This is a genomic window from Blastococcus sp. OS1-29, assembly GCF_057628075.1.
Genome location: NZ_JBXXJK010000006.1, coordinates 389,366 through 408,972, shown reverse-complemented (window position 1 = coordinate 408,972; position 19,607 = coordinate 389,366). Strand labels below are relative to the sequence as shown.

At 72.6% G+C, this 19,607-nt stretch carries 16 protein-coding genes and 1 pseudogene; 7 read left to right on the top strand and 10 right to left on the bottom strand.

All coding sequences use genetic code 11. The features are described from left to right. From AC2H4J_RS17805 to AC2H4J_RS17775, 7 genes and pseudogenes are all read right to left on the bottom strand, one after another. Positions 1–538 (bottom strand): annotated as a pseudogene (locus AC2H4J_RS17805) (hypothetical protein); the annotation flags it as partial. Between the two features lie 814 nt (positions 539–1,352). Next, positions 1,353–2,651 (bottom strand): aspartate aminotransferase family protein, encoded by a 1,299-nt coding sequence (locus tag AC2H4J_RS17800; RefSeq protein WP_487466219.1) that lies wholly within the window; start codon positions 2,649–2,651, stop codon positions 1,353–1,355. A 119-nt stretch (positions 2,652–2,770) separates the two neighbouring features. Then, positions 2,771–4,165, bottom strand: coding sequence for an NAD(P)/FAD-dependent oxidoreductase (locus AC2H4J_RS17795; RefSeq protein ID WP_487466218.1), 1,395 nt, complete (start codon positions 4,163–4,165; stop codon positions 2,771–2,773). After that, on the bottom strand, positions 4,158–5,000 hold the full coding sequence (locus tag AC2H4J_RS17790; RefSeq protein WP_487466217.1) for an ABC transporter permease: 843 nt from the start codon (positions 4,998–5,000) through the stop codon (positions 4,158–4,160). Before AC2H4J_RS17790 ends, AC2H4J_RS17795 begins: the two co-directional genes overlap by 8 nt. Further along, entirely contained in the window at positions 4,997–5,908 is a 912-nt protein-coding gene (locus tag AC2H4J_RS17785) for an ABC transporter permease (RefSeq protein WP_487466216.1), read from the bottom strand. The genes AC2H4J_RS17790 and AC2H4J_RS17785 overlap by 4 nt, the downstream gene beginning before the upstream one ends. Further along, entirely contained in the window at positions 5,905–7,068 is a 1,164-nt protein-coding gene (locus AC2H4J_RS17780; protein ID WP_487466215.1) for an ABC transporter ATP-binding protein, read from the bottom strand. Before AC2H4J_RS17780 ends, AC2H4J_RS17785 begins: the two co-directional genes overlap by 4 nt. Then, positions 7,061–8,251, bottom strand: coding sequence for an ABC transporter substrate-binding protein (locus AC2H4J_RS17775; RefSeq protein WP_487466214.1), 1,191 nt, complete (start codon positions 8,249–8,251; stop codon positions 7,061–7,063). The genes AC2H4J_RS17780 and AC2H4J_RS17775 overlap by 8 nt, the downstream gene beginning before the upstream one ends. Positions 8,252–8,544: 293 nt before the next feature. Here AC2H4J_RS17775 and AC2H4J_RS17770 point away from each other — a divergent pair, with 293 nt between their 5' ends. The 4 genes from AC2H4J_RS17770 to AC2H4J_RS17755 all read left to right on the top strand — a co-directional run bounded on the left by AC2H4J_RS17770 (position 8,545) and on the right by AC2H4J_RS17755 (position 13,377). Beyond that, positions 8,545–9,840, top strand: coding sequence for an NAD(P)/FAD-dependent oxidoreductase (locus tag AC2H4J_RS17770; RefSeq protein WP_487466213.1), 1,296 nt, complete (start codon positions 8,545–8,547; stop codon positions 9,838–9,840). Between the two features lie 120 nt (positions 9,841–9,960). Next, the gene (locus AC2H4J_RS17765; protein WP_487466212.1) at positions 9,961–10,434 is read left to right on the top strand and encodes an Lrp/AsnC family transcriptional regulator; all 474 of its coding nucleotides are present in this window, start codon (positions 9,961–9,963) and stop codon (positions 10,432–10,434) included. Next, positions 10,431–11,828, top strand: coding sequence for an aspartate aminotransferase family protein (locus AC2H4J_RS17760; RefSeq protein ID WP_487466211.1), 1,398 nt, complete (start codon positions 10,431–10,433; stop codon positions 11,826–11,828). Before AC2H4J_RS17765 ends, AC2H4J_RS17760 begins: the two co-directional genes overlap by 4 nt. Before the next feature lie 34 nt (positions 11,829–11,862). Further along, entirely contained in the window at positions 11,863–13,377 is a 1,515-nt protein-coding gene (locus AC2H4J_RS17755; protein WP_487466210.1) for a PucR family transcriptional regulator, read from the top strand. 13 nt (positions 13,378–13,390) lie between these two features. Here AC2H4J_RS17755 and AC2H4J_RS17750 read toward each other — a convergent pair whose 3' ends face one another. From AC2H4J_RS17750 to AC2H4J_RS17740, 3 genes are read right to left on the bottom strand one after another with little or no spacing between them, the layout of a single operon-like run. Continuing rightward, positions 13,391–14,482, bottom strand: coding sequence for a pyridoxal-phosphate-dependent aminotransferase family protein (locus AC2H4J_RS17750; protein ID WP_487466209.1), 1,092 nt, complete (start codon positions 14,480–14,482; stop codon positions 13,391–13,393). Between the two features lie 10 nt (positions 14,483–14,492). Continuing rightward, positions 14,493–16,469 (bottom strand): caspase family protein, encoded by a 1,977-nt coding sequence (locus tag AC2H4J_RS17745; RefSeq protein WP_487466208.1) that lies wholly within the window; start codon positions 16,467–16,469, stop codon positions 14,493–14,495. Positions 16,470–16,472: 3 nt separating this feature from the next. Continuing rightward, entirely contained in the window at positions 16,473–16,844 is a 372-nt protein-coding gene (locus AC2H4J_RS17740; RefSeq protein ID WP_487466207.1) for an effector-associated constant component EACC1, read from the bottom strand. Between the two features lie 168 nt (positions 16,845–17,012). Here AC2H4J_RS17740 and AC2H4J_RS17735 point away from each other — a divergent pair, with 168 nt between their 5' ends. The 3 genes from AC2H4J_RS17735 to AC2H4J_RS17725 are packed head-to-tail and all read left to right on the top strand — an operon-like array spanning position 17,013 to position 19,597. Beyond that, positions 17,013–17,525 carry a hemophore-related protein gene (locus AC2H4J_RS17735; protein ID WP_487466206.1) on the top strand — a complete coding sequence of 171 codons (513 nt, stop codon included), beginning with the start codon at positions 17,013–17,015 and terminating at the stop codon, positions 17,523–17,525. 10 nt (positions 17,526–17,535) lie between these two features. Continuing rightward, entirely contained in the window at positions 17,536–18,234 is a 699-nt protein-coding gene (locus tag AC2H4J_RS17730) for a response regulator transcription factor (protein WP_487466205.1), read from the top strand. Beyond that, the gene (locus AC2H4J_RS17725) at positions 18,227–19,597 is read left to right on the top strand and encodes an ATP-binding protein (protein WP_487466204.1); all 1,371 of its coding nucleotides are present in this window, start codon (positions 18,227–18,229) and stop codon (positions 19,595–19,597) included. The genes AC2H4J_RS17730 and AC2H4J_RS17725 overlap by 8 nt, the downstream gene beginning before the upstream one ends. Positions 19,598–19,607 lie beyond the last annotated feature (10 nt).

Genomic DNA, 19,607 nt, shown 5'->3' with positions numbered 1-19,607 from the left:
CGGTGACCGGGCCGGCCTGCTCGACCATCACCCGGGCGTGCTGCGGGGACAGCTCGCCGGCCTCCAGCGCGGCCAGGGTGGCGGGCAGGCCCTCGGCCAGGGTGATCGCGTCGACCAGCAGCATCGACGCCGCCCGCCCCGACACGCGCAGGGTGGCCGCGGCCTCGTCGACGGCCCACTCGCTGACCGCGGTCAGCGCCTCCGCCCGCGCGGCGATCGACGCCGCCGACGCCGCGCCCCGCTCGCCGGGGGCCCGGTCGAACACGCCCGCCGGCCGGTGGCGGGCGAACCCGGCCAGCGCCCGCACCCGGCGCGCCTCCTCCCGGGCCATCCGCTTGCCGGCGGCCACCGCGTCCTCCAGCAGGGCCGCCCCGGTGTTCAGCAACCGGATCCGGGCATCGAGGAAGCGCTGCTGCTCGTCGCGGACGAAGTCCGCCGGGTCCGGCAGCTCATCGCCGTACTCGGTCTCCAGCCAGGCGATGTCGAAGGCGCGCGACTCCTCGGCGGTGAGGATCACCACGCCCTCGTCATCGAACATGTGTTCGATAGTACCGCACTCACGACGACGTGACCAGCGGAGAACGGGAGTGCGCCGGCTTCCGGCGCGGCTCGTACCTCACGCGGGTCGCAAGGCCCTGTGTCGGCCTCGACGGCCCTCGGCGCTGAGAGGCACTGGCCACCCCCCAGCACGTTGCCGTGCGAGCCGGTCCTTGCAGAACAGCGACTAATACCGCGACCGGCAATCTTCGCCCTGAAGTCGGCTTGAGAAACACCGACGAACTCGCCTCAGGACGCATTAGGGCAGTCGCCTTGACGGAGTTCCTGACCCTCACCCCCACGCGCTCTCGGTACGCCTGTTCGACATCCTCGGCGGCAGTCCAACAGAGGGACACTTCTTCGATGTCCGGTGCGGGTCCCCCGTCATGCAGGACCTCTAGATCCGCCTGGATCAGGTAGTCACCATGCGGGCACAGGCCCTCGACCGTGACCGGCGACTCAGGGTGTTCCTGGGGGCCAGGATCGCCATCAGCTCTCGAACCAGCATGGGGGGAGCCTGTCAGCATCCTTCACGCGGTGTCCCAGAGTGGCCGCTCAGAGACGCTCGTAGCGGAGGCGGCACATCTCAGCCTCAGTTCGCTTGTCGTGGTCCTCTTCCCACACGCACTTGGCGCAAGCGGTCAGGTCGGTTTGCTGGGAACGTGGATGGAGGCGGGGGGATGACCGCACCGCGGACACAGCGTCACGTCACGCTCGACCGGGCGGTCTTCTCGCCGCTGCATGGCCCGGAGGCTACTTGCGGCCCGGTGTGTCCCAGAGTGGCCGTTCCGGGTGAACGTTGACAGCCGGGGCGCCTAACGCCCGGTCGCCGCCAGCGCCTCGCGCAGGATCGCCAGACCCTCGTCGGCCTCCGCGGCGCTGAGCGTGAGCGGGGGCGCGATCCGCAGCACGTTGCCGTGCAGGCCGCCCTTGCCCACCAGCAGCCCGCGGTCCCGGGTCTCCTCCATCGCCCGCGCGGCCGCGGCGGGCGCAGGCGCCTTCGATCCCGGCTCGACCAGCTCGACGCCGATCATCAGGCCCTTGCCCCGCACGTCGCCGACGATCGGCGACCCGGCGGCGATCTCCTGCAGCCCGGTCATCAAGCGGCCGCCGATCGTGCGGGCGTTCGACTGCAGGTCGTGCCGCTCCAGGTAGTCGAGCGTCGCGAGCGCCCCCCGGGTCGAGAGCGGGTTGCCGCCGAAGGTCGAGATGGAGTTGGCGCTGACGCCGTCCATCAGGTCACCGCGGGCGACGACGCCACCGATCGACAGGCCGTTGCCGAGCCCCTTGGCGAAGGTCATGACGTCGGGCACGACGTCGTGAGCGCTGATTCCCCAGAAGGTGTCGCCGGTGCGCCCCCAGCCGGTCTGCACCTCGTCGGAGACGAACGGGATGCCGTGCTCGTCGAGCACGTCCTTCAGCGCGCGGAAGAACCCGTCCGGCGGCGTGGCGAACCCGCCGACGCCCTGGATCGGCTCGGCGATCATGCAGGCGACGTCGCCGGAGGTGGTGGTGAGCAGGACGTCACGCAGGTCGTCGGCGGCGGCGCGGCAGAAGTCCGCGTCCGACAGGTGCCCGAACGGGCTGCGGTAGCGGTAGCCGTTCATCACGTAGCTGACGTTCACCGGCGACAGCGCCGACGCCGACCAGCCGCGGTTGCCCGTCACACCCATCGCCGCGAACGACCGGCCGTGGTAGCTGTTGCGCAGCGCCAGCACCTGGTTGGACCGGCGAGCGGTGGTGGTGAGCAGCAGCGCTGCCTCGTTGGCCTCGGTGCCGCTGGTGGTGAAGAAGACCTTGGCGTCCGGGATGCCCGAGAGCTCGGCGATCCGCTCCGCCAGCTCCACCTGCGCCCGGATGAGGTAGAGCGTCGAGGTGTGCAGGACGCCGGTGTCCGTCTGTGCGCGGATCGCCTCCGTCACCTCCGGCACGCCGTAGCCGAGCATGTTCGTGAGGATGCCGGCGAAGAAGTCCAAATACTCCCGACCCTCGCCGTCGGTGACCCGGCAGCCCTTGCCCGAGGCGATCTCCATGGGCTGCTCGTAGTTCAGGGCCATCCACGACGGCAGCACGGCCCGGTGCCGGGCCAGCAGTTCGGCAGCGCTGTTCTCCACGGGAATCCTCCTCGACGAACCGTCCGGAACAGCGACAGCGTCGCAAGCCGGAGACTGCCCGGACAAGGTACGCACTGTCCCGGCACCCGTGTCCCCGAGGCCGACATGGCACCGGCGTGTCAGGAATCGAAGCCCAGGCCGGCCCGGTCGAGGATGCGCAGCCACAGGTTCCGGTGCCCGCCGTCGCGGTCCGACCGGGCCATGGCGTGCCTCGTGAGCGCGATCCCGACGGCGCGGGCCGGCTCGGGCGGGAAGGGCAGCGGTCTCCGTCGCACCATCTCCAGCCGCGTGCGCTCGGTGTCGGCACCGGTGAGCAGGTCGAGCAGCACGTCGGCGGCGAAGCGGGACGCGCCGACCCCGAGACCGGTGAAGCCCAGCGCGTACGCCACCCGCCCACGTGCGGCGGTGCCGTAGAACGCGCAGAACCGAGTGCTCGTGTCGATCACACCTCCCCAGCGGTGGGTGAACCGGACGTCGGCCAACTGGGGGAAGGTTTCCGCGAAATGCCGGGCGAGCAGCGCGAAGGTCTCCGGGCGTTGCTCGTACCGCGGATCGATGCGGCTGCCGTAGTGGTAGATCGCGTCGTAGCCGCCCCACAGGATCCGGTCGTCACGGGTCAGCCGGTAGTAGTGGAACTGGTTGCCCGAGTCGCCGACGCCCTGCCGGTTGCGCCAGCCGATGCTCGCCAGCCGGTCCGGCGACAGCGGTTCGGTGACCAGCGCGTAGTCGTACACCGGGACGACGTAGTGCCGCAGCCGGCGCAGCAGCGACGGGAACGCGTTGGTCGCGAGCACCACCCGGCGCGCCCGCACGGAACCCGACGGGGTGCGCAGGACGACCCGGTCGCGGCCGGCGTCCAGCGCCTCGACCGGCGTGTGCTCGAGCAGCCGGACCCCGTGCGACTCCGCGGCGGCGCGCAGTCCCCACGCCAGCCGGGCCGGCTCCACCAGCGCCGTGGTCTGCTTCTCCCAGAGACCACCGAGGTAGGTCGGCGAGTCCAGCTCCGCCCGCACCTCGCCGGCGTCGAGGAAGACCGCCGGCGCGTCCGTGGGAAGTGCGGCCCGGGCGCGCAGTTCGTCGACGTGCCAGGGTTCGGTGGCCACGTCGAGCGCGCCGGTGCGCCGGAAGTCGCAGTCGATCCGGTAGCGCTGCACGGCCGCCTCGATGCCGTCGAGGTTCTCCGCGCCCAGCCGGTCCAGCACGCGCATCTCCCCCGGCCACCGGGCGTGCCCGTTCCCCGCCCCGTGGGTCAGGCTCGCCGCGCAGAAACCGCCGTTCCGGCCGCTCGCCGCCCCGCCGCTGCGCCCCGCATCGAGCACGACGACGTCGTCCGCGTCGCCGCGCTCGCGAACGCGCAGCGCCGTCCAGAGTCCGGTGTATCCCCCGCCCACGACCGCGAGGTCGCAGTCCACGTCCCCCGTGAGGGCCGGCGCGGGGTCCGGCGTGGCCGGGTCGTCGAGCCAGAAGACGGCCGGCTCCGCATCGGCCAGCGAGCGGGGTAACGGATCAGGCACGTCGCGCGCGCTTGATCAACTCGCCCCCGCCCACCGCCAGCAGGGCCAGGACGAACATCGCCGTCCCGATGACGTTGACCTGCGGCGGGACGCCGCGCTGCGCCGCCCCCCACACGAACATCGGGAAGGTGATCGTGTTGCCCGAGTTGAAGTTCGTGATGATGAAGTCGTCGAAGGACAGGGCGAAGGCGAGCAGCGCGCCGGCGAAGATGCCGGGCGCGGCCAGCGGCAGGGTGATCCGGCGGAAGGTCTGCCACTCGTTCGCGTAGAGGTCCATCGCCGCCTCCTCGAGGCGGCTGTCCAGACCCGCCAGCCGGGCCTTCACGGTGACGACGACGAAGCTCACGTTGAACAGGATGTGCGCGATCACGATCGTCGCGAACCCGGTCTGCACACCCAGGTTGACGAAGAGCGTGAGCAGCGAGGCGCCCATCACCACCTCGGGCGTGGCCATCGGCAGGAAGACGAGCAGGCTGGTGGCCGCGCGCCCGCGGAACTGGTGGCGCACCAGCCCGAACGCCAGCAGGGTGCCCAGCACCGTGGCCACGAGCGTGGCGAGCAGCCCGATCTGCAGGCTGAGCACGACCGAGTCGCACATGCCGGCCGGCCCGCAGGGGTGCAGCCACGCGTCGAGGGTGAACCCCTGCCAGGCGAAGTTGAACCGGCCGGCCGGGTCGTTGAAGGAGAAGATCACCACCACGACGACGGGCAGGAACAGATAGGCCAGCACCAGGACGGCGACCGCGGCGATCGCCCGCTGCCGCACCGCGCGGCCCGCTCGGATGAGCAACGGCGCGGCGCGCGGCGGGGCCGGCCGGTCCTGGAGGGTCGTCACAGCAGCTCCTTGGCGCCGACGCGGCGGACGTACACGACCACGATGACCAGCACCGACAGCATCAGGCAGAACGAGAGGGCGGCGGCGGTCGGGTAGTCGAGCACCGTGAGGAACCGGCTCTGGATGACCGTGCCGATCATGGCCGAGTTCGGGGTGCCCAGGAACTGGACGTTGACGTAGTCGCCCGCCGCCGGGATGAACGTGAGCAGGGTGCCGGCCACGACGCCCGGCAGCGAGAGCCGCCAGGTGATGGTGCGGAAGGCGGTGAAGGCATCCGCGTAGAGGTCCGCGGCGGCCTCCAGCAGTGCCGGGTTGATCTTCTCGAGGCTGGCGTAGAGCGGCAGCACCATGAACGGCAGGAAGTTGTAGGTCAGCCCCAGGATCACCGCCGCCGGGGTGGCCAGGAGGCGGCCGTTCTCGCCGAGCAGGTGCAGGGTCTTCAGCGCCCCGACGACCCAGCCTTCGTCGCTGAGGATGATCTTCCAGGCCAGCGTCCGGATCAGGAAGCTGGTGAAGAACGGGGCGACCACCAGGATGAGCATGAGGTTGCGCCACCGGCCGGCCTTGAACGCGATCGTGTAGGCCAGCGGATAGCCGATCACCAGGGTCAGCACCGTGGCGACCCCCGCGTAGCCGAACGACCGGAGGAACTGCGAGGCGTAGGTACCCAGGCTGTCGGAGTACGTCGCCCAGTGCCAGGTCAGCGCGTACCCGTCGCCGAGCGAGCCGGTCTGCAGCGACATCGAGGCGAGCGCCACCATCGGCACGACGAAGAAGAACGCCAGCCAGCCCAGACCCGGGAACAGCAGCAGGTAGGGCGTGTACCAGCGGCGCGCGCGGGTCGGTTCGTCGTCCGGTTCGTCGGTGACCGGCGCCGCCAGCGCGGTCCCCGCCGCCGCTGCTGTCACGCCGGCGCCCCGGCCATCGTCGTCGTCGCGGGACCGGGCACCTCCGCCGTCACCGCCTCGACGTCGAGCGGGAACGTGTGCTCGGGCCGCCACGCGACGGTGACCGACTCCCCCACCGCGACCCGGCGCTCGCCACCGGCGTTCTGCGCGAAGACGCCGATCTCCTGCCCCCATGCCGTCTGCACCAGGTACTGCGTGGACAGCCCGGTGAACGACACGTCGGTGACGATGCCGGGGATGGCGTTGCCGAGCACCGAGTCGGGCTCCTCCCCCTCCGGAACCGCGACGGTCTTCTCCGGGCGGACGCCGACGGACAGCTCACCACCGGGCCGGCCGTGGCGACCGGGCACGGTCAGCACGCAGTTCCCGACGAGCACGACGGTCCGGTCGGCGTGCACCTCCTGGATCGTGCCGCCGAGGCAGTTCGACTGCCCCAGGAAGTTCGCCACGTACCGCGAGACCGGGCGCTCGTAGAGCTCGACCGGCGAGCCCAGCTGCTCCACCCTTCCGGCGTTCATGACGGCGATGGTGTCGGCCATGGTCATGGCCTCTTCCTGGTCGTGCGTGACGTGCACGAAGGTGATGCCGACCTCGGTCTGGATCCGCTTGAGCTCGATCTGCATCTGGCGCCGCAGCTTGAGGTCCAGCGCCCCCAGGGGCTCGTCGAGCAGCAGCAATTGGGGGCGGTTGATCAGGGCGCGGGCCAGCGCCACCCGTTGCTGCTGCCCGCCGGAGAGCTGCCCCGGCTTCCGCTTGCCGAAGCCGCTGAGCTGCACCAGTTCGAGCATCTCCTCCACCTGCGGGAGCACCCGCTTCACGCCTCGACGGCGCAGGCCGAAGGCGACGTTCTCGGTGATGGTGAGGTGCGGGAACAGCGCGTAGCTCTGGAACACGGTGTTGACCGGCCGCTGGTAGGGCCGCAGCCCGGTGACGTCGTCGTCCCCGAGCAGGATCCGGCCGCCGGTCGGCTTCTCCAGTCCGGCCACCATCCGCAGGGTGGTGGTCTTGCCGCACCCCGACGGCCCCAGCAGGGCGAAGAACGAACCCGCCGGGACGGTCAGCGTGAGGTCGTCGACAGCCGTGAACGCACCGAAGCGCTTCGTGACGCGGTCGATCCGCAGGTCGCTCGGCGCCGCGGCGTCGCGGCCCGGGTCACGCACCGATGACCGCCTGGAACAGGTCCTGGTACGTCTTCTCCTCGTTCTCGTCGAGGTTCTTGAAAGCGTGCAGCTTGGCCAGGGTGTCGGGGCCGGGGAAGATCAACTGGTTGGACGCCAGATCGGGATCGATGTCCTTCGCCGCGTCCGCCGCGCCGTCGACCGGGCAGACGTAGTTGACGTAGGCCTCGACCTCGGCCGCTACCTTCGGGTCGTAGTAGTAGTCGATGAGCTTCTCCGCCCCGGCCTTGTTGGCGGCTTTGACCGGGATCATCAGGTTGTCCGACCAGAGCATCGCGCCCTCGTCAGGCAGCACCAGCTGCATCTTCGGGTCGTCGGCCTGCAGCTGCACGACGTCGCCGGACCACGCGAAGGCGGCACCGATGTTGCCGGCGGCCAGATCCGCCGCGTACTCGTTGCCGGTGAACTGGCGGACATAGCCCTGGTCGACGACCTTCTTCAGCTTGGCGATGGCTGCCTTGTAGTCGTCGAGGGTGTGGTCCACCGGGTCGACGTGCATCGACAGCAGCATCAGGCCCATGGTGTCGCGCATCTCGGTCAGCATCGTGATGCGGCCCATGAGGTCGGGCTTGAAGAGGTCGTCGACGGTGCTGATCTCGCGGCCGAGCGTCTCGGGGTTGTAGCCGATCGCGGTCATGCCGCTCTGCCACGGCAGGCTGTACTTCCGGCCCTGGTCGAACGGCACGTCCTGGTAGCCGGACTTCAGGTTCTTCGCGTTGGGGATGTTCGCCTTGTCGAGCTCCTGGACGTAGCCGAGCCGGATCATCCGGCTGGCCATCCAGTCGGTCAGCACGATCAGGTCGCGGCCCGTGCTCTGGCCGGCCTTGAGCTGGGGCGCGATCTTGCCGAAGAACTCGTCGTTGTCGTTGATGTCCTCGGAGTAGGCGACCTTCAGGCCGCTCTTCTGCTCGAAGGCCTTGATCGTCGGGTGCTCGTCGGGATTGGCGTCCGAGGCGTCGAGGTAGAGCGGCCAGTTGGACCACTTCACCGTCTTCGCGTCGCCACCCCCGCCCGAGGACGACGAGTTGGTGCCCGAGGTGCCGCAGGCCGCCAGCAGCGGCCCGGCGGCGAGCGCTGCACCGCCCCAGCCCAGCGCTGCGAGGAAGCTGCGCCGGTTCAGGGCCGCTGCTGACCCTGTGCGCAGCCCGTGTCGTGCATCGCTCAACGCGTGTCCTTCCGCGAGGACGACCCGGCGGGGCCGTTCCTGATGGGCCGTGACCGCTGAGGACGGAGTGTGGAACGAACACACCGGCCGCTTGCGCTCTGGGCACCCTGACAGACACGATGCGTCCGCGACAAGGGCTTCGGTTGTCACAGATCCGTTGCGCTACGAAATCGCTTGCCGACCGGGAGTCCGACGTGCCATCTGAGCCCTTTCCGTCGTCCACGACGAGTCTCTGGGCCGACACGCTGGCGACGCCCCCGGTGCCTCGCGCGCCACTGCCCGGGGATCGGGAGGTGGACGTCGCCATCGTCGGCGGCGGCTTCACCGGCCTCTGGACGGCGTACTACCTCTCCCGCGCCGACCCCGGCCTGCGCGTGACGGTGCTCGAGGCCGAGACCGTCGGCTTCGGCGCCAGCGGCCGCAACGGCGGCTGGTGCTCAGCACTGTTCCCGGTCGGCCGGCACCGGCTCGCCCGGATCGCCGGACCCGAGGCGGCGAGGGCGATGCACCGCGCGCTGGAGCAGACGGTGGACGAGGTCGGCCGCGTCACGGAGCAGGAGGGCATCGACGCCGCCTTCACCAAGGGCGGCACCCTCACCCTGGCCACCCGGCCCGAGCACGTGGCCGCCTTGCGGGCGATGGTCGCCGACGAGCAGGCCGGTGGCGCCTCCCCCGACGACGTGCGGTGGCTGGATGCGGACGAGGCCGCCGCCCGGGTGCGCAGCTCGCCCTGCCTCGGCGGCGCGTTCACCCCGCACTGCGCCCGGCTGCACCCCGCCCGGCTGGTGCACGGGCTCGCCGGCGCGGTCGAGCAGGCCGGCGTCGACGTGCACGAGCGGACCCGCGTCCGGCGGATCGAGCCACACGTCGTGCACACCTCGCGGGGGCGCGTGCGCGCCGACGTCGTCGTCCGCGCCACGGAGGGGTACACCGCCCGGCTGCCGGGCCACCGGCGCACGCTGGCGCCCGTCTACTCCCTGATGATCGCGACCGAACCGCTGCCGAGCGCCTTCTGGGACGAGGTCGGCTGGGCCGGCCGGGAGACGGTCACCGACGGCCGCAACCTGATCATCTACGCCCAGCGCACGGACGACGACCGGATCGCGCTGGGGGGACGCGGGGCCCCGTACCACTTCGGCTCCGTGGTCTCCGACCGGTTCGACCGGGACGCGGGTGTCTTCGGCGCCCTCTCCCGCACGCTGGTCGACCTGTTCCCGACGGCCGCCGACGCGCGGATCACCCACCACTGGGGCGGTCCGCTCGGCGTCCCGCGCGACTGGTTCACCTCCGTCGGCCTCGACCGCCCGACGGGCCTGGCGTGGGCCGGCGGCTACGTCGGGGACGGCGTGGCCGCCTCGAACCTGGCCGGCCGGACCCTCGCCGACCTGGTGCTGGAGAGGGACACCGACCTCGTCCGGCTGCCGTGGGTGGGTCACCGCTCACGGCGCTGGGAACCCGAACCACTGCGCTGGGTGGGGGTCAACGCGGGGCTACGCCTGGCAGGAGCCACCGACGCCATCGCCGCCCGCACCGGCCGGCCCGCGCGGCGGACGGGCCGCGTCCTGACGGCCCTGACCGGTGGGGCCTGATGCGGCGCGCGTCGCCGATCCGTGGAGTCGACCCTCATTTGGTGTCGGTTTCGACAGGCAAATCGCGACCTGACGACGGATTCACTTGTCTTCGGTCACCCCGACCGCCACCATGGACGCGTGACCCTGCGCCCCGGCCGCGACGCGTATCCACTCGACGACATCTCCAAGGCCATCATCGAGCAGCTCCAGGAGAACGGTCGTCGTCCGTACGCCAGCATCGGCAAGGCCGTCGGCCTGTCGGAGGCGGCCGTCCGGCAACGGGTGCAGAAGCTGATCGAAGCCGGGGTGATGCAGATCGTCGCCGTCACCGACCCCGTCCAGCTGGGGTTCGCCCTGCAGGCCATGATCGGCATCCGGGCCGACGGTGACCTGACCGAGATCGCCGACAAGATCGGCCACCTGCCCGAGGTCGACTACGTGATCATCACGGCCGGCTCGTTCGACATCCTCGCCGAGATCGTCTGCGAGGACGAGGCCCACCTGCTCGACGTGATCACCAACGGCCTGCGCGCGATCCCGGGTGTCCGCACCACCGAGACCTTCGTCTACCTCAAGCTCGCCAAGCAGACCTACACCTGGGGAACCCGATGACCGCCACCTCACAGTTCGTCACCACCGCCGACGCCGATCAGCTGTCGGCCGCCGCGCGGGACCACCTGTGGATGCACTTCACGCGTCACTCCACCTACGAGGACGGCGGTCAGGTGCCGGTCATCGTCCGTGGCGAGGGCGCCTACATCTGGGACTCCCAGGGGCGGCGCTATCTCGACGGGCTCTCGGGGCTGTTCGTGGTGCAGGCCGGCCACGGCCGCGTCGAGCTGGCCGAGGCCGCCGCCAGGCAGGCCACCGAACTGGCGTTCTTCCCGCTGTGGAGCTACGCGCACCCGACCGCCATCCAGCTGTCGGAGCGACTCGCCGCGGCGGCCCCCGGCGATCTCAACCGCGTCTTCTTCACGACCGGGGGCGGCGAGGCGGTGGAGACCGCCTGGAAGCTCGCCAAGCAGTACTGGAAGCTCATGGGCAAGCCGATGAAGCACAAGGTCATCAGCCGGGCCGTCGCCTACCACGGCACCCCGCACGGCGCGCTCTCCCTCACCGGCATCCCGGCGGCCAAGATGCCGTTCGAGCCCCTGGTGCCCGGCGCGCACAAGGTGCCCAACACGAACTTCTACCGCGCCCCCGAGCACGGCGACGATCTCGAGGCGTTCGGACGCTGGGCCGCCGACCAGATCGAGATCGCCATCGAGACCGAGGGCGCCGACTCCGTGGCTGCGGTCTTCCTGGAGCCCGTGCAGAACTCCGGCGGCTGCTTCCCGCCCCCGCCCGGCTACTTCGCCCGGGTGCGCGAGATCTGCGACCGTCACGACGTGCTGCTGGTCTCCGACGAGGTCATCTGCGCCTTCGGCCGGCTGGGCGAGACCTTCGCCTGCGACCGCTTCGGCTACGTCCCCGACATGATCACCTGCGCCAAGGGTCTCACCTCGGGCTACTCACCCATCGGCGCCTGCATCGCCAGCGACCGCATCTTCGAGCCCTTCCGCGCCGGCAGCGAGTCCTTCGCGCACGGCTACACCTTCGGCGGGCACCCGGTCTCGGCCGCCGTGGCGATGGCCAACCTCGACCTGTTCGAGCGGGAGGACCTCAGCGGCAACGTGCGCCGGAACGAGGCCGCGTTCCGCACGACGCTCGACGGCCTGCGTGACCTGCCGATCGTCGGCGACGTCCGCGGGGAGGGGTACTTCTACGGCATCGAGCTGGTGAAGGACAAGGAGACCAAGGCGACCTTCGACGACGACGAGTCCGAGCGGCTGCTCCGCGGCTTCCTGTCCAAGGCGCTGTTCGACAACGGCCTGTACTGCCGAGCCGACGACCGCGGCGACCCGGTGGTGCAGCTGGCTCCCCCCCTGATCTGCGACCAGTCGCACTTCGACGAGATCGAGCAGATCCTGCGGTCGGTGCTCACCGAGGCGTGGGGCAAGCTCTGATCCCCTCGGACATCTCCACGCGGGAGGTCTGACCGTGCCGGTGACCGTCGCCGCCCTCCTCGGCACCCCGTCGCTGGACCTGACGCTGCACACCAGGGCCGCGGCGGTGGACCGACCGCTGTCCTGGGTGCACGTCAGCGAGCTGCCCGACCCCACGCCCTTCCTCGAAGGCGGGGAGCTCCTGCTCACCACCGGTCTGGCGCTGCAGCAGGAGGGGGTCCGCGCCGAGGACTACGTCTGCCGGCTGGCCGACGCCGGCGTGGTGGGTCTGGGCGTGGGCACCGGGCTGGGCCTCGCGACGGTGCCGTCCGCGCTCGTCCGCGCGGCCGACGCCTGCGGCGTCGCCGTTCTGGAGGTGCCCCGGGAGACGCCGTTCATCGCGCTGTCGCGCGCGGTGTCGGCGGCGCTGGCCTCCGACGAGTACGCGGCAGTGGCCCGGACGTCGACGATCCAGCAGGAGCTGACCCGTGCGGCCGTGACCCCGGGTACCCCCGCCGGGGTGGTCGACCGGCTCGCGCGGCACCTCGGGGCGTGGGCGTTGCTGCTGGACGCGGCCGGGACACCGCTGGTGGCCGCACCCCGCTCCGCGCTGGGGCGGGCCGGCGAGCTGTCACCGGAGATCGACCGGCTGCGGGCCACCCGTCCCCCGGCGGGTGCCTGCCTGGCCCGGCCGGAGGAGACGGTCCTGCTGCAGTCGCTGGGCACCGACACCCGGACCCGCGGCTTCCTGGTGATCGGCCGGCCCGGTCCCATCCCGTCCGCCGACCGCCACGCCGTCAACGTCGCCGCCCTCCTGCTGACCCTGCGCCTCGAGCAGTCCCGCGCCCTGGACGGCGCGACGTCGGCGCTGCGCTCGGCACTTCTGCGCCTGCTGCTGGCCGGGGAGGACGGAGCGGTCGCGGCGGTGGTCGCCGAACTCGGCGAGCGGCTGCCGGCTGGACCGCTGCGGACGCTGGTGGTGCTGGGCAGTCCGGAGCAGCGCTCGGCTGCGGTCGAGGTGGCCGCCGACGCCGCCGCCCACGCGGGTGAGCCGATGTTCTCGGCCGAGCTCGACGATGCGCTCGTCGTCCTCGTGGCGGACGGCGGCCGGCTCGCCGACCGGCTCGCCGTGCTGCCCGAGCGGGTGGCGGGGGCGACCCTGGGGACGGCGCCGCCGGTGCCGTGGGCCCGCCTGGCCGACGGCGCCCGGCAGGCCCGGCAGGCCGCCGAGCACGGCCACGCCGGTGGGTCCGCCGTGACGTCCTTCGCCGACCTCGCCGGGCGCGGACTGCAGACCCTGCTGGACCCCGCGGCCACGGCCCTGTTCGCCGAGGCCCTCCTCGCTCCGCTGGTCGCCGCGGACACCTCCACCGGCACCGATCTCGTCGACTCGCTGCGAGTGTGGCTGGGCTCGCACGGTCAGTGGGAGCCGGCAGCGGCCCGCCTGGGCGTGCACCGGCACACCCTGCGCAAGCGGATCCGCCGGGCGGAGGAGCTGCTCGGCCGGGATCTCGCCTCGCCGGGTGTGCGGGCCGAGCTGTGGCTGGCTCTGCACCCACCGGTCGGCTGACGGCCGGTGGTGCTCAGCGGCCGAGGACCTCCTTCAACGCCGCCAGCACGAGCAGGGCCTTGTCGGGCGTCGCGTTGGCGCCCATCAGACCGATCCGCCAGACGGTGGCCGCGTAGGCCCCCACACCGCCACCGATCTCGATGTCGTAGCGCTCCAGCAGTTCCTTGCGCACGGCCGCGGAGTCCACGTCCTCCGGCACCTTCACCGTGGTCAGCTCCGGCAGCCGGTGCCCCTGGGCGGCGAACAGCTCCAGCCCCATCGCCTGCAGGCCCTCGTGCAGCATCCGGCCGGCCTCGGTGTGCCGGGCGTGCACGGCGTCCAGCCCCTCCTCGAGGATCCGGCCGAGCGCGGCGTGCAGCGAGACGACCATGCCCGTCGGGGCCGTGTGGTGGTAGGTGCGGCCGCCGGAGCCCGCCGCCTCCCCCGCGTAGCCGCCGAGCATGCCGAGGTCGAGGTACCAGCTCTGCGGCCTCTCGATGCGCCGGTCCCACGCGCGGTCGTTGATCGTGAACGGGGCGAGGCCGGGAGCCACACCCAGGCACTTCTGCGACCCCGAGTAGGCGAGGTCGACCCCCCAGTCGTCCAGGCGCACCGGCACGCCGCCGAGCGACGTCACGCAGTCGGCCAGCAGCAGGGCGTCGCCCTTGCCGGCGGCGAGCGGCTCGAGGTCGGACAGCACGCCGGTCGAGGTCTCGGCGTGGACGGCGGCGATGAGCTTCGGCGCCGGGTGCGCAGCGAGCACGCGCTCCGCGTCGACCGGCCGGCCCCACTCGTGGTCGACGGCGATGACCTCCGCGCCGCAGCGGGAGGCGACGTCGACCATCCGTTGGCCGAACAGGCCGTTGACGGCCACGACGACGACGTCACCCGGTCCGACCGTGTTGACGAACGCCGCCTCCATGCCCGCCGACCCGGTGGCCGACAGTGGCAGGGTGCGCCGGTTCGCCGTCCCGAAGACCTGCCGCAACCGGTCGGACGCCTCGTCGAGGACGGCCAGGAACACCGGGTCGAGATGACCCAGCAGCGGCTCCCCCAGCGCCACGGTGGCCTCGGGGTAGGGGTTGGACGGTCCGGGTCCGAGCAGGGTGCGGGCACGCAGCGGCATGCCCGCGACGCTACCGGGACGGCGCGGCGGTCGCCGTCGGCCTCAGCACCGAGCGCGCCTGCGCCACACAGCAGGCGAGCAGGGAGAGGACCACGCAGACGATCTCGGTCCTCCGCGTGGGGGGATCGATGCCGCTGAACTCCTGCACGTAGTCCTGGACCAGGAAGTACAGGACCCAGAAGCTCACCACCGCGACGGCCACGAGCCCCGCCACCGCCTGGTCGGCGCGCAGCCGGAACAGGGACAGCCCGAGCGCAGCCACGCCGAGCACGACAGGGGCGGCGTTGTTCTCGATCCACACCCAGGGCGTGTCGGCCTCGGAGACGCTGGCCATCGCCACCACGGCGGAGACCAGCACGACGAGCGCGCAGGCGATCTGCCAGTCGGTGGCGATGGTCCCGCGCGTACCGAACGGCGTCCGGGTCAGCATCACGACCGCGGCGGCCACGACGAGGGCCCACCCGGCGAACAGGCTCCACAGCGCCGGCCCGGGGTCGTAGCTGGATCGCTCCTGCACGAAGAGGGCCGCCCAGAACAGGGAATTCTCGGTCAGCACGAGGCCGGCACCCACGACCAGGCCGACCGCTGGCGGCAGGGCCCACGGCAGCCGGCCCCGCAGCAGCAGCAGCAGTGCGGCCAGGCTCAGGGGGAGGACGACCCCGAGCGTCCACGGCACCGTGGTCTCGAAGTACCCGTCGAACGTGTACGGATTGGAGGTCTCGACGTTGAGCAGCCGCGCCAGGGTCAGCGGCAGCGCACTCAGCACGATCAGGCCGAGCGCGAGCCGCACGGGATCGCGCGCCACCGGCGTGTCCGCCGCCTCGGCTGCCTCCGGCGGCTCCGACACCTCGGCGGGCACCGGCACGACCGGCGGAGATCCGACCACGGCGACCGACGAACCCACCGTGCCGCGCGGCGCCGCGGGCGCTGCCGCTGGGGCCGGTTCGGGAGGCGGGACGACCGGCACGGACGGCAGCACCGGCGGATCCGGCGTATCCGGCGGGGTGGGTGCCATGACCACGGGCGCGGGCGGAGGCGCGCCGGTGGCGATGCTCTCCTGCAGGGCCGTCGCAGCCGAGGAGACCGAGCGGCTGTCGTCGGACGCCAGCGTCGCCAGGCAGCCGGCCACCGCCGTCCGGACGACGTCGTTGCCCGCGCGGTACAGGTAGCCGAGCTCCTGCACCGCGCTCAGCCGCTGCGCCGCGATCGGGCTCTCGATGGCGTGCTGGAGATGATCGGGCAGCTTCCAGTGCACGTTGCGGGCGATCAGGATGCGGCCGTCGACGTCCTCCTGCTTCTTCGGACGCTGCTGCGGCACCTCGGCGACGACGCGGTCGTACACGTAGCTGTAGAGCTCGTCCAGGGCGATGTCACCGTCCTCGTCCAGGTCGGCGGCGCCGCTGCTGATCGCGTCGACCAGGTACCGGGTGAAGACCGACGACGTGCCGGAACCGCGCAGGTCGTCGCCCTCGAACGCGTACTGCGTGGCGTCGGACGCGGTCAGGACGGCGCGGCCCTTGCCCTGGAACCGCTCGATGGTCTGCACGCCCTCGTCGGCCTTCGCCGTGCGCCCGGCGGGAAACGCACCGCTGTAGCAGCAGTCGAGGATCAGCACCTTGCGCCGCGAGCGGGAGGCGTCCATCGCGTCGTTGAGCTGGGCGCCCGAGATCGCGGTGAACATCAGCGCGTCCCGGCGGGTGTTGGTCATCGCCAGGTAGAGCCGGCCCTCGTCGTCCTTGACGCCATGGCCGGTGAAGTACAGCAGCGTCAGGTCCTCGCGGCCGGCGCCGCCGTAGAAGTCGGCGATCGCCTCACCGACCACGTAGTGCGGCTGGTTGACCAGCATCGTGACGTCGAAGCCGGCGATCGCCTCGTCCTTGAGCACCGCCGCGAAGGACTCCGCGTCGTGCTGCGGTGCCGCCAGGCGGCGCAGGCCGTCGTCGGTGTACTCGTAGGTCGCGACCACGAGGGCCCGGCGCGAGGCCATGGCTCACACCGGCTGGTGCCGTCGGACGAACGCGTCGACCAGCTGGGCGCGCTCGGCATCGGTCGCCCGGCCGAGCTCGATGGTGTCGCCGTCGATGGTCACCGTGACCTTGTGGTCACCCGCGCCGCGGGTGAGGAACGCCGTGATGGTGCCGATCACCGGGGCCAGGACCCCGCCACCGCCGAGGGTGACCAGCCACTCGGTCAGCGAGGTCAGGACGCCCGACTTCGCACCGTCCGGCGGCGCAGCGCCCTCGACCGGCTCGACGTCGTCCACGTCGAGGTCACGCAGCTCGTCGCGCAGCTGCCGGCCGAGGCGCTCGGCATCGTCCGGGACCGTGTCCGGATCGGGTGCGAGGACGACACGCAGCTCCACGAGCGGATGGTCCGCCCGGCACCGGAAGGCGTCCAGAGGCTTCGGGCCGGCCGGCGGGGGCGCGGCCTCAGAAACTCCTCAGAGTCGGCTGAGAACGTCCTCACAGCGTCCCCGCATCGTCGTCCGCGTCATCCGTCTGCGTCATCGTCTGGAACCGTGGAGGTCCCCGTGCACGTCCGTTCCCTGCTCGCCGGCGTCGGCATCGCCGCCGTGGCGGTCACCGTCCCGCTCGTCGTCGTCTCCACCGCCTCTGCGGCACCGAGTTCCCCCGCCGCGTCGAGCTGCCCGCGGATCGCCGTCCACCAGGAGGTGCAGGAGTACCTCGCCGCGCACCCCGACGTGGCGGCCGAGTTCACCCACCTCAAGCAGCTGCCGCAGGACCAGCGCGCCGCCGCGCGCAAGGAGTACCTGGCCGCGCACGCAGACGTCGCCGCGCAGCTGAAGACGTTCCGGCAGGACCGGCGGGGCACCTGGGCCGAGGTCGCCGGGGCGAGGGCCGCGGAGCTCGACAAGTACCCGGCGGTCAAGGCCCTGGTGGAGCAGCTGGGGAAGACCCCGGCCGGGCAGCGCGCCGCGGCGGCGAAGCAGTACCTCGCCGACCACGCCGACGCGCAGGCTCAGCTGAAGGAGATGCGTGCGGACAACCGCACCCGGCTCCAGAGCTGCCGGGCCGGCAAGTAATCATCGGCCCGTGGCCGCCCCGACCTCGCCGGATGTCCTCGTCGTCGACGACGACGAGGACATTCGCGTCTCGCTCGACCGGGGCCTGCGGCTGTCCGGGTTCGGCGTGCGGACGGCGGCCGACGGCGAGGCGGCGCTGCGGGCGGTCGCCGGTCGTGTGCCCGACTGCGTCGTGCTCGACGTGGGACTTCCGGGCCGCGACGGCGTCGCCGTGGTGGAGGCCCTGCGCCGCGACGGCGTGACCGTCCCGGTGCTCATGCTGAGTGCGCGGACCAGCGTCGAGGACCGCGTGACCGGTCTCGCGGCCGGCGCGGACGACTACCTGGTCAAGCCGTTCGCGCTGGCCGAGCTGGTCGCGCGGCTGCGCGCGCTGCTGCGGCGGGTGCCGACGGCCGGGCCCAGCACGCTCGACGTCGGCCCGCTCACCATCGACCCGGCTCGCCGCCGCGTCTCCGTGGACGGCGCACCGGTGGAGCTGACCCGCCGGGAGTTCGACCTGCTGGAGACCCTGGCCCGGAACGCGGGCATCGTGCTCAGCCGTGAGCGCCTGCTGGAGCTCGTGTGGGGCTACGACTTCGCCGTCGACACGAACGTGGTGGACGTCTTCGTGAGCCAGCTGCGTCGCAAGCTGGAGGCCGGTGGGACGCCGCGCCTGGTGCACACGGTCCGGGGCATCGGGTTCTCGCTCGAGGCGCGTCGCGGTGGCTGACGTCACCCGTCCGTGGTCGCTGCGCAGCCGGGTGGCGCTGGCCGCCGCGCTCGGCGCGGTGGTCGTCGCGGTCGTCGCCGGCGTGGTGGTCGGCGCGCTGCTCACCCACCGGGAGGTCGACGCTCTCGACCGGCGGCTGGACGCCGTCGTCGCGGTCGCGCAGATCCGGCTCACGTCCGGGGCGGACCCGGCCGAGCTGCTCGGCGCGGGCCGGCGCGGGCTGCTGCCGGCGACGGTCGGCGGCCTGGTCGTCACCGTGCGGTCCGACGCCGGCACGAGGACGGCGGGGCTCGTCCCGCGCCCGCCGCTGCTGCCGGCGACCGACGGCCCGGTCACCGTGCGCGGAACGGACTACCGGGTGCGCACCGCGGCGCTCGCCGGCGACGCGACGGTGACGGTCGGCCTGCCCGCCCGCGCCACCGACCGGACCGTGGCACGCGTACGGAGGGCCACGGTGCTGGTCACGGTGCTGGCGGCAGTGGGCGCGGCCGGTCTGGGGTGGCTGCTGGCCGGCCCGGCCACGAGTCCGCTGCGGGAGCTACGGAACCGCACCGCCCGGCTCGGTGGACGCCCCGGCACGGCCGACCGCGTCGCCCTCACCACCGGCTCGGTCGCGCGCACGGCGGAGACCGCCGAGGTCGCCGACGCCCTCGCCGGCCTGCTGCACCGGGTCGAGCTGGCCCGCGGCGAGAGCGAGCGCGCACTCGTCTCCGCCCGCGACTTCGCCGCGGCCGCCGAGCACGAGCTCCGGACGCCGCTCACCGCCATGCGGACCGACCTCGAGGTGCTCACCGCCCACCCGGACCTCCCGACGGCCGAGCGGGCCGAGATCCTCGGCCAGCTCGTCGCCCGCCAGCAGCGCGTCGAGGACACCCTGGCCGCACTGGCCCGGCTGGCCGCGGGGGACCTCGCCGATCCCGACCGCCGTCCCGTCGAGCTCACCGACCTCGTCGCCCAGGCCGTCGCGACGGCCGCCCGGTCCGCGCCGCCCGGGACGACCGTCGAGGCGGTGCTGCCGGACGCCGAGGTCACCGTCGCCGGATCGGCCGCCGGGTTGCGGCTCGCGGTGGACAACCTGCTCGCGAACGCCGTCCGCCACGCCGGAGCGCGCCGTATCGAGGCCGCCGTCCGCCCCGCCGGCGACCGGGTGCTGATCACCGTGGACGACGACGGCGCAGGTGTCCCGCCGGACGAGCGGGCGGTCGTCTTCGACCGCTTCCGTCGCGGCCGGGCCGCGCACGGCCCCGGGTCCGGGCTCGGCCTGGCGCTGGTCGCCCAGCAGGCCGCGCTGCACGGCGGCACCGCCGCGCTCACCGACAGCCCGTTGGGCGGAACCCGGGCGGTCCTCGACCTGCCCCGCTGATGCGGTCCGG